This window comes from Olleya sp. KKT75 (genome assembly GCF_055635485.1).
Genome location: NZ_CM145759.1, coordinates 2,063,917 through 2,074,556, shown reverse-complemented (window position 1 = coordinate 2,074,556; position 10,640 = coordinate 2,063,917). Strand labels below are relative to the sequence as shown.

6 protein-coding genes are annotated in these 10,640 nt (G+C 30.5%); 3 read left to right on the top strand and 3 right to left on the bottom strand.

Features of this window, described 5'->3' with window-relative positions; genetic code table 11:
- Window position 1 precedes the first annotated feature (1 nt).
- The 3 genes from ACZ2G2_RS09095 to ACZ2G2_RS09085 all read left to right on the top strand — a co-directional run bounded on the left by ACZ2G2_RS09095 (window position 2) and on the right by ACZ2G2_RS09085 (window position 8,182).
- Window positions 2–3,058, top strand: coding sequence for a DEAD/DEAH box helicase family protein (locus tag ACZ2G2_RS09095; RefSeq protein ID WP_470391887.1), 3,057 nt, complete (start codon window positions 2–4; stop codon window positions 3,056–3,058).
- 100 nt (window positions 3,059–3,158) lie between these two features.
- A complete protein-coding gene (locus ACZ2G2_RS09090; protein ID WP_470391886.1) occupies window positions 3,159–7,571 on the top strand; it encodes an AAA domain-containing protein in 4,413 nt (1,470 codons plus the stop codon).
- Entirely contained in the window at window positions 7,568–8,182 is a 615-nt protein-coding gene (locus ACZ2G2_RS09085) for an alpha-ketoglutarate-dependent dioxygenase AlkB (protein WP_470391885.1), read from the top strand. Before ACZ2G2_RS09090 ends, ACZ2G2_RS09085 begins: the two co-directional genes overlap by 4 nt.
- Before the next feature lie 255 nt (window positions 8,183–8,437).
- Here the strand turns inward: ACZ2G2_RS09085 and ACZ2G2_RS09080 are convergent, their stop codons facing one another.
- The 3 genes from ACZ2G2_RS09080 to ACZ2G2_RS09070 form a co-directional block, all read right to left on the bottom strand.
- Complete coding sequence (locus ACZ2G2_RS09080) at window positions 8,438–9,673, bottom strand: tyrosine-type recombinase/integrase (RefSeq protein ID WP_470391884.1); 1,236 nt, start codon at window positions 9,671–9,673, stop codon at window positions 8,438–8,440.
- Window positions 9,674–9,898: 225 nt separating this feature from the next.
- Entirely contained in the window at window positions 9,899–10,291 is a 393-nt protein-coding gene (locus ACZ2G2_RS09075; protein ID WP_470391883.1) for a rhodanese-like domain-containing protein, read from the bottom strand.
- A 9-nt stretch (window positions 10,292–10,300) separates the two neighbouring features.
- Window positions 10,301–10,609, bottom strand: coding sequence for a rhodanese-like domain-containing protein (locus tag ACZ2G2_RS09070; RefSeq protein WP_470391882.1), 309 nt, complete (start codon window positions 10,607–10,609; stop codon window positions 10,301–10,303).
- Window positions 10,610–10,640 lie beyond the last annotated feature (31 nt).

Below are 10,640 nucleotides of genomic sequence, written 5' to 3'. Positions count from 1 at the left end.
TATGGCGAAGAAAAAAGACTTAGTTATAGATAATGAAACAGTATTTGAAGAGCACTTTTGCCATCAATTAGAGGTTTTTGGCAAATACCGTTTAGATAAAAATAGAGATGTTACTATTAATAAAGAGCTTTGCCTTTACCCAAATGATTTAGAAGAATTTTTATATAATACGCAAGAAGAAAAATTAAGACAACTTCAAGAGCAGTATCATACCAAATGGAGAGAAGAGTTTCAAAACCATTTTAAACAAGCACTGGCTACAAAGCAATTGTTTCAGGTTTTACAAGAAGGCATAGAAGTTAATGATTTACATTTCGATCTTCTATATTTTAAACCAAATAAAGCATCTAACACAACTCAAAAAGAGCTTTATAAAAGAAACAGGTTTACAGCCATTCGCCAATGGACGTTTGGGTCTCAAGGAGAAGCACAGAACAAAAGTTTAGATATTGTTTTACTGGTTAATGGTTTTGCTATTGTAACTATAGAGCTTAAAAACCAAGGTACAAGTGGTACTATTGAAGAAGCTATAGAACAGTACTTAGGTAGAGATTTAGATTTACCTATATTTCGTCAACCATTTTTACACATTGTTTGTGATAATGATAAAGTGAAAATGGCAGCTGCTTTTGGTAAGCCACCATCAGAGAGTAATTTCCGTGATTTTAATATGGATTTGGTAAACGTAGCGCCTAATGAACATGAGTATCCTGTTCATTATTTGTATCACGATATTTTGCTTCCAGATAGTTTATTGAATTTTTTAGAATCCTATTTATATCCTGGTAAAGGTAATAGTTGGATTTTTCCGAGATACCATCAACAGCGTGCTACACGTAATGTGGTTGAGGATATTAAAAAGCAAATTGCAGAAACAGGCAAATTAAACTTAAATTACCTTATTCAACATTCTACAGGTTCAGGAAAAAGTAATACCATCGTTTGGATGGTTCAGAACCTTCGTAATGCATTTGATGGAGATAACTCTATTTTTGATAGTGTGGTAGTACTTACCGATAGGATTAACTTAGACGATCAAATCTCTAAAGATTTTCAGAAAGCAATTTTAACGCCTGGTGTTGCAGAGTATGCAGAAGATACAGCCGCATTAAAAAAAGCGCTTCAGCAAAATAAGAAAGTCATTATATCTACCATTCATAAGTTTTCACATCTTAAAGAACTTTCAGACCAAACCAATAAAAGAATTTGCGTTTTAATTGACGAGGCACATAGATCGCAAGAAGGCAAACTACATGATGGTTTAACAGATACTTTTCAAACTGATGAAGGAGAAGAAGAAATAAATGAAGAAGGTATTGCAACTGTGGCGCCAGATAAACAAGATGTGTTGATAGATGAAATCTCAAGAAAGGAATTCCCAAACATGGCCTTTATTGCACTTACGGCAACACCTAGCGATAAAACTTTAGAGCACTTTGGTGTTGCTAAAAAGGATGAGAAAGGAGAGTTAGTTTTAGACAAAAAAGGAAATAAAACATGGGAAGCCTTTGATGTGTATTCCATGGATCAGGCTATTAAAGAAGGTTATATTATGGATGTTGCCAAACACATCTATAGTTACAACACGCTTTATGAGTTAAATAAAGAAGTAGATACAAAAAAGGAATACCTGCCAATGATGGTGCGTAAAGCACTTCGCCAAAAGGCTTATCAAGACACAGGTATTATAAAAGAGAAATGTAACCGAATGGTTAACATTTTTAAGAATAAATCAGCACATAAAATAGGTGGTAAAGCCAAAGCAATGGTCGTTACAAGTAGTAGAATAGCTGCATGTAAATACAAGTTGTTTATGGATGAAGAGATTAGAAAACAAGGCTTAAATTATAAAACTATTATAGCTTTTTCTGGAGGAGTAGATGTTGATAAATTAGAATTGACTGATGATGAGTTTACGCAACTTAATATTGAGGGATTAAAAGGTACTAAATTCACTGAAGACGGAATGAATAAGGAACATAATCCTAAAAGTCTGAAAATTGAGGATTTGTTTGAAGAAACTGATGATATTCGTTTCTTAATTGTTGCCAATAAATTTCAAACAGGGTTTAGTGAATCGTTATTACATACCATGTTTATTGACAAACCACTTAGAGATAAAAATGCTGTACAGACCTTGAGTCGATTGAACAGAATGCATCCAGGTAAAGTAGACACATTAGCTATTGATTTTACAAATTCTTATAAACAAATTATAAAAGCCTATACGAAGTATCAAAAAGATGTGACTTCAAATAAGTCAAGTGATCCTAACCAATTACACGAATTAAAAGCAGCGTTACTAAAATTTGAAATTTTTACAGAAGATGATGTTACAAAACTTCTAGAGTTAGCTACTTCTGGAAATAGTAAAAATATGCCTGCTATTGCAGGATTAACCTTTATAATAAAGTCGAATTTTGAAACCAATTTAGCTCGTGAAAAAAGAGACGAGTTTAGAACGCTTTTAGGTAGATATTTAGGGATATTCAAATATATAAATGCCTTATTTAATTTAAGAGAAAAAGAATTACATCAATTTCAACTTTTTTGCATTTACCTAAGTAACAAGCTATCCAATAGCAGCAATAAAGATTTAGAAAAGGAATTGAGAGACGTAAGTGTTATTAATTTCTCTATTCCTGAAATTGAAATAGACCCTGAGGATGACGACGATGATACAACTGGTGGAGGAAGTTCAGGTAGTAATGGCTCGGTAACACGAGTAAAAGTAACAAAAACTGTAAAAGAAATTATATCAGAAATTAATCTACAATTTCAATCGGAGATTGGAGACGATGGAGTTGCTGTGGTTGGAGACTTTTTAGAAGATGTAGCACATGATCAAATATTGTTATCTATAATGTTGAATAATAAAAATAAGGATGCAGAGAAGGTCTATAATGAAATTATAAAAGAACAATTAACTAATAAACTTGTTGATACCATTATGTCTAAGTCGCCAGAAAAGTATGGAGATATTATGACAGATAATGTTTTGTCTTATATAAATAGAACGGCTTATAATGTGCTCAAAAACGCTACTAATACTGCTTAACCACAGATAAAGTTAAAATATATAAAGAAAACAAATTAGTACTTTATTAAAAGAGAGAACAGTAATAATAGGTTCTTTTTTTACTTAGAATTTCAAAAGAATGTCAGTAAAAATAAACAAAGAGGACTCCATCGTCTTATATGATCAATTAAAAGATCTATATAATAGATTTCATAAAAATGTAAGTTATGAGGCTATAAAGCAAATTAGATCACTTTTGTCAACAGTTTTAAATTTAGCAACAAAAGAGGAGATAGCTACATTTTCTTCACTATTTTCTAAATGGACATACGTTTACAAAACAGGAGCATTAACTACTACCTTACAAGCTCAATTATCAGAATTCAGATATAAATCTAAGGATGAAAATTTTTGTAATAACATCTCAATTAATGAGTTTTACGGCTTGTTTTCAGCAATTGGTTATCTTATACAGCAATTAGGAGAAGGAACACAACCCAAATGGTTAACTTCAGTAAATTCTAATTCTTCTTTTTTAAAATCAGATGCAATTTTTTATAAGATAGATACTCCATATGAATTTTATAATGTGCTTGGTTACTCAGATAATACTATTCGATTAGATTATCAACAGTTAAACATCTTTACATTAATTTTAACAAAGCAACAACAGGCGATATATGATAATATTTTGGATATTATTCGTGAAGGGGATAGGGTATGTTTAATTGATATAGTCCATTTAGAGGACAATAAAGTTCAATGCAAACATCTAATACTAGAGCCTGATTTCACACTAGATGTTTCTTCATTGGCTTCTACTGTTAAAAGAATTGGAGGAGAAACTCATTTTTTATGGCAACAATTTTTCATTAATGAACTCATAGATATTCAACCCAATATCCCAATGCATAAAGGAAATGTTGTGAATGACCTATTAGATAAATGGATTTATGCTAGTAAAGATAATCCTCCAGTATTTGTGGATAATTTCAAAGAATCGTTTGCGAGACACGCTTTAGTTTACACAAAGTTGTTTGATGATGATAGTGGTCTAATAAAGTTTATGAATGAAATTAAAGATCAGAATGAGAATCTCAAACGAATAATTAACAAAGAACTACCAACTCTTTTGCGAACTGAAAGAGCAGATAGTATTTTGTTAGAACCCTCATTTATTTCTAATAAATTTGGGATTCAAGGGCGGCTGGACCTCTTATATCTAAATGATTTAGGGAAAAACATTATAGTAGAATTAAAAAGCGGAAAACTACCATATCCTCAAAATGATAGTAATAGAGTGGATGAAACTCACTCTGCTCAAGCTAGATTATATGAATTAATGTTATCCTCAGTGATGTCAACATCACGTAATAATTTTGGCTCTTATATCTGTTACAGTGCTGGGGTTTTGGATAGTCTTAGATATGTTGAACCAAAAATAACTTTTGAACAAAAGTTATTAAATAATAGAAATTCTATTATTAGTACGATTATCACTATTTCTCGTAGTTCAGATAAAGATTTAGATTCTTTATTTAAACAATTTGATTTTGATAAAACCGGCATTGAGCTAGCTGGTAATATAGGATGGGTTAGAAGAGACTTTGATATAGTAATTAATAAGTTACGAGGCTTAAACACTATAGAAATAAATTATTTTAAAGCATTTTACAGATTCATATACACAGAACTTATATTACACAAATTAGGTAGTTCTAACTCAGTTGCAGGTAGTTCTTCTTTATGGAATAAAGAGGAGGATATTAACTCTAGTTCAACACAACTTACAAATCTTAAAATAAAGGAAAACAATTCATCAAATATTTTGAATCCTATTATAGTTTTCACAATTACTGATTTCAAGGTTATTGCAAAAAAAAGTATCAGGGCTGGTGATTTATGTGTATTATACCAGCAAAAAACGGAATCAAGCTTAGCAACTGAAAGCCAAATATATAAAGGCACAATAGAGTCCTTGAGTTCTAAAAACCAAACAATAAGTATTAAACTCCGCTATAGTCAAAACCAAATAATAAGTCCAATTATTTTTAATAATGACTATACGTGGTCAATAGATCGGGACTACGTTGATAGAAGTTTTTCAGTTATGATTAAATCTTTATTTAGATTAATGAAAACTTATCAGCCATATAAAGAATTAGTTATGGGAGTGCGTAAACCTGTAGAATATTCGAGTAGCAAATTAGAAATTATAAAATCAGATGAGTCACCCAATGAGGATAGTCGTAGGGAACAAAATAAAATATTAAATGCTGCAATCTCTGCAGAAAATTATTTCTTAATTATCGGCCCACCAGGTACTGGTAAAACAAGTATAATGTTAAAGCATTTGGTTAGAAGATTGTATAATGATTTCGATAATACTAATATATTATTGCTTGCCTATACAAACAGAGCAGTTGATGAAATTTGCGACGCGGTAAATAATGCTATCATTAATTTTAAAAGCACTAACACAAGTGACATAAATAAAGAGACTACCGATTTAAATTTCGTTCGTATTGGCTCTGCATCTGGAACTGCAAAAAGACATCATCACAATCTTCTTTCTAACGCTTGTTCGGGCACTGTCGATAGGAGTAAATTAAAAAAAGTTTTATTACAACATAGGGTATTTGTTAGTACTGTTTCTAGTATCTCATCTCAGCAGATACTTTTTGACTTAAAAAAATTTGACACTGTAATTATCGATGAAGCATCACAAATACTTGAACCACAACTCGTAGGATTACTACCTCATTTTTCAAAATTTATTATGATAGGTGATCAGAAACAATTACCTGCAATTTCACAACAATCATTGAAGGAATCACAAAGGTTTTCTCAAAGCTTAGAGACCATTCAAATGACAGATTTGAGAGTTTCTTATTTTGAAAGGATGTTGAATAATTGTATTGCTAAAGGATGGAGTCACGCATATGACATACTGACTTATCAAGGTCGTATGCATAAAGATATTGCTGCATTTCCAAATCATTCATATTACGATAGTGCTTTAAAAATAGTAGGTTTATCACGTCAAAAAGCTAGTCTTCCTTTTGCGAATTTCAATTCTGGATTAGAACAAGATTTAGCGACAAAAAGAGTTTTATATTATCCTTCATATTCTAAAAAAGAAGAAATAACATTAAAATCTAATAATTATGAAGCAAAATTAGTTGCTGATTTAGTAAAAAAAATCCAATCACTCTATTTGAAAAACTCTGTAGTTATTGACGAGTTTGGTGCTGTGCGTGAATTAAAATACAGCAATAAGACCATAGGTATAATAACACCATATAGAAGTCAAATTGCACTAATTAAATCTGTTTTAGAGTCTGAAAACATTGAAGGCTGGGAAAATATTACTGTAGATACAGTAGAAAGATTTCAAGGGAGCCAAAGAGATATTATAATATTGAGTGTTGCAGTAAATAGTACGCATCAATTAGATTTTCTTTCTAGTCAAACATATTTAGATTTAAAATCAAGAAAGTTAATAGACAGAAAATTAAACGTGGCTATAACTCGTTCGAAAGAACAATTAATAGTAACGGGTAACCCTTATCTTTTAACTCAAAACAGTAACTATAATGATTTACTGGATTATATAAAAATAAAAGGAGGCTATATAGATCAAGATTTTAGTAATATTGATTCAAATTATGAGAAAGAGCTAATTCCTAAACCTCTAATATTTACTATACATGATATTCTAATCCCATCGAAGGCTGTCAGCTCTCTTTTTGAGAACCTCATAATTAAACCAATTAAAGACAAATCACCTGGCTTTCCTAAAGAAATACTAGGATATGACTCAGATTTCAATAGGAATTCAGTTCTTCGGTATGGACGTACCATATTTGACCAAGCTTCAACCACGCATACTTCTGAAGAGAAAGTTAAGTTGTATTGTTATTATAACTTACGAAAGCATTATTTTACTCAACTGGCAGTATTGTTTTCTGAGAATGATTTGTTCACTACTTTGTTTGAAAATCATAATAAAGAGGTTACAATTTTAGATTTTGGATGTGGACCAGGAACAGCCGCAATAGCTTACCAATCTTTTTATAGTAAAAACTCTTTAGATATCAATACCAATTATATTGGTATTGATATATCAACATCAATGTTAAAAGAAGCCTCTAATTTTCTTAAAAACTCCTTTTTCAAAAAATCTTTTTTGTATAATTTAAGTGATAATTTTAATCGGGATAATTTAAGGTCCTTAAAAAAACAATTATCTAAGACATCTTTAATTATCTTTAATTATAGTTATTTATTTGCTAATATATCAAAAGAGGTCGCAGTAAAGTTAACAGAGCCAATAGTATCAATAAAAGAGACCTACCCTTTAGCTTCTATTTATATTATTTATCAAAATAGCGCTAGGAATGGTAATAATAAATCCTATTCTGAGTTTAAAGAGTATTTACCAGTATATGATGTTGTAAAATCGGGAAAACCAACATTTAATTACAAGAACAATAAACGTCACAAAGATGTAAGTACAGAGACAATTTATTATGAAATTTTAAAAATATGAGCGATTTATTTGGTTATTATAAGTCTGATGTTGAATTGAATAACGACAGACTATCTCTAATAGATGGTTTGGCTATGTCATATGAGTTTATCACAGCTGAAGAAGAAAGAGTACTTGTTAACAAAATTAACTTGTCTCCTTGGATTGACGATTTAAAAAGAAAAGTACAGCATTATGGCTATCGATATAATTACAAGACAAGAAGGATAGATTCGTCTCTACGAATAGGAGATTTACCAATTTGGATGAATTCTATAAAAAATAGAATACAGAATATTGACAGACAAATACAACCTATAGAGCAAGTAATTATAAATAATTATGAAATAGGTCAAGGAATATCACCACATGTAGATTGTGAGCCCTGTTTTGGTAATTATATAATTTCTCTTAGTTTAATGTCTGATATCGTAATGCAGTTTCGAGATTTAATAAATAATAATCTTGTTGAAATAAAATTACCACGTCGATCTTTGGTAATTATAAAAGATGACGCGAGGTATAAGTTTACCCATGGTATAGCACCTAGAAAAAAAGACCTTTTTAATGGGGTGAACCAAGAGAGAGCTAGAAGAATTTCAATGACCTTCAGAAGTGTTATTTTGGATTAATATTAACGTAAATATATAATTAAATAACAGAATGAAATTAGCTTCATTTTTTTAGCACAATAACACATATTGTGTAATTACGGAATAAAAATCGGAAATAATAATGGACGGGGTTAATTTATGACCATTATTAGTCCCAGCAAACTGTACTCTCTTATCTCTACTTCTTTTTCTGTCTTAGACACACTAACATTTCTTGCTTCCAATGTCCTTAAACAAAAGTCACAACTTTTGTGTTAGCACTTCAACCAAAAATCAAAACTCCCCAAAAACCTTATTAACAGCATTCATTCTAGCAGAATCATTAACCTGATGATACATATTAAAAGTCTTAATATCTTTATGACCACTTATACTCATTATAGTTTTATCTGCAACTCCCTTGTTTCTCATAATAGTAATAAAACTACGTCTAGCAGTATGTGTTGATATTCGTTTATAAAAAGGCTTGATAAACGTTTCTTGCTCTACTCCTTTCGTTCTCGTAAACTCTACTTCATTTGTGAAACCAGCAGCCTTTAAAACAACTTTAATAGCCTCGTTTTGCTTTTGATTAGAAAGTAGCGGCAACTTATAGTCATACTTTAATAGAATATCCAAAGCAATTTTTGTCAAAGGAATTTCTCTTGAGGATTTTGAAGAATCCTTTTCTTCTTTAAGAACAATACTATTGTGCTCATTTACTATCCTTTTGTTTACAAGTTTCAACTCACCATATCGCATACCTGTCAAACATTGAAATACAAAAGCATCTTTTGATTTAGTTAAAGATTCAGTTTCACAGTCAAAATGATGTAATTCTCTTAAATGTTCCAATGTTAGAGCTTCCTCTCTAGTTAAAACACGTTGTGGTTTCTTAAAATCAAGAAAAGCAGGATTAAAAGCATAACCATTTTTTATAGACCAAAACATAAAGGTTTTAAATAAACCTACGTTTCTACTAAATGTATTTGTAAAATGATTTTTATACTCATAACAGAAATCTGTGAATTCTGTAAAAAACTTTTTATTAATCTTACTAAAGGTTAACTTATAACATTTTACGTCCTCAAATTCAAGCAATAAATTTTTAATATTGGTATATCTTTTAATAATAGAATGTTTCCATTCTTTTAACTTTATTTTCTCTTCTGTAAATTGATCATAGACCTCGAAAAACGAACTCACCTTAGCTACTCTTTCAAATTCCTTATTAAAGTGCTCTTTTAATGTATTGCTATCAAATTGCAACTCTCCTAGTTCAGATCTAGATTTAATTAACAGAAAAGCATCTTCAAAGTCACGAAGTTTTTTTGAAATTGTTTTTTGATTTAAAGAAACATTTTTACCCGTTTTCTTTGGGCATCTATTTTGAAAATCCCAATGATTTGGCAAAATTGATTTTTTTGTAGAAAAGACAAATCTCTTTTTTTCTTGATTAAAATAACAAGAAAATAAAATTAATGTCTCTGAATCAGATTTAGGTTTTCTAAGGTTAAAACTGTACCTCATAATTTTTTCGAAATATTTAGTTAATAAACTGCGTTGACAAAATCGTTGATAATTTTGTTATACCTTATTAGTATTAAAGTTATCAACAAGGCATACAAAACACCGCCAAAGCACTGCTTTACAACAACATAATCATAAAAACTAAGTATTCAAAAACAACGTAAGAAATATTCTCCGACTCCACAAAAAAATCCCAACCTTTTCAGATTGGGATTTTTTTATTTGTTATTTTTTCTTGTAGGGCAGTCCTTCATGTTCCCATTTAGAAAAGCCGCCTTGCATATCATAAATCTTTTTAAATCCTAGATCTATCATTTTTTCTGCACATTTTGCACTTCTTCCGCCTTTTTGGCAATATAACATTACAGGCTTTTCTTTGTCTAAAGTTAAAATATCTTTATCAAATGTTGGTGACATAAAATCTATGTTTTGCGCCAACGCAATGTAACCTGAGTTATGCTCTTTAGACGTTCTTACGTCAACTAATTGCACATTATCTAATTGTAATAATGTTTGCATCTCTTCTGGAGACACCACTTTTATTTCGCCCTCTACTTGTTCTGTACAGCTAAACACTAACAAAACTAAAAAGCTTAAAATTATCGATACTTTTTTCATAAATAAATATTATTCTACCTCACCATTCCACTCATTAAAACCTCCCATTAGGTTGTATGCGTTTTCAAAACCTAGTTGATTCATAACCGCACAAGCTTGAGCACTACGCCCTCCTGATCTGCAATACACATAATAATTCTTAGACTTATCTAGTTTTTGTAAATCATCTACAAAACCTTGTCCTTTGTATATATCAATATGTAATGTGTTTGGTATTTTACCATCTGCAACCTCTGCATCCGTTCTAACATCTAGGATTACCGCATTGTCATCTTTTTCTAATTGGGCTACCCAGTCTGATTGTAATAAATCTGCCATTTTCTTGTACTCTTAATTTTCTACAAAATTA

Bases quoted from the DNA above. Each gene is read 5' to 3' on its own strand.
- ACZ2G2_RS09095 (WP_470391887.1), top strand. From the start codon at position 2: ATGGCGAAGAAAAAAGACTTAGTTATAGATAATGAAACAGTATTTGAA.
- ACZ2G2_RS09090 (WP_470391886.1), top strand. From the start codon at position 3,159: ATGTCAGTAAAAATAAACAAAGAGGACTCCATCGTCTTATATGATCAA.
- ACZ2G2_RS09085 (WP_470391885.1), top strand. From the start codon at position 7,568: ATGAGCGATTTATTTGGTTATTATAAGTCTGATGTTGAATTGAATAAC.
- ACZ2G2_RS09080 (WP_470391884.1), bottom strand. From the start codon at position 9,673: ATGAGGTACAGTTTTAACCTTAGAAAACCTAAATCTGATTCAGAGACA.
- ACZ2G2_RS09075 (WP_470391883.1), bottom strand. From the start codon at position 10,291: ATGAAAAAAGTATCGATAATTTTAAGCTTTTTAGTTTTGTTAGTGTTT.
- ACZ2G2_RS09070 (WP_470391882.1), bottom strand. From the start codon at position 10,609: ATGGCAGATTTATTACAATCAGACTGGGTAGCCCAATTAGAAAAAGAT.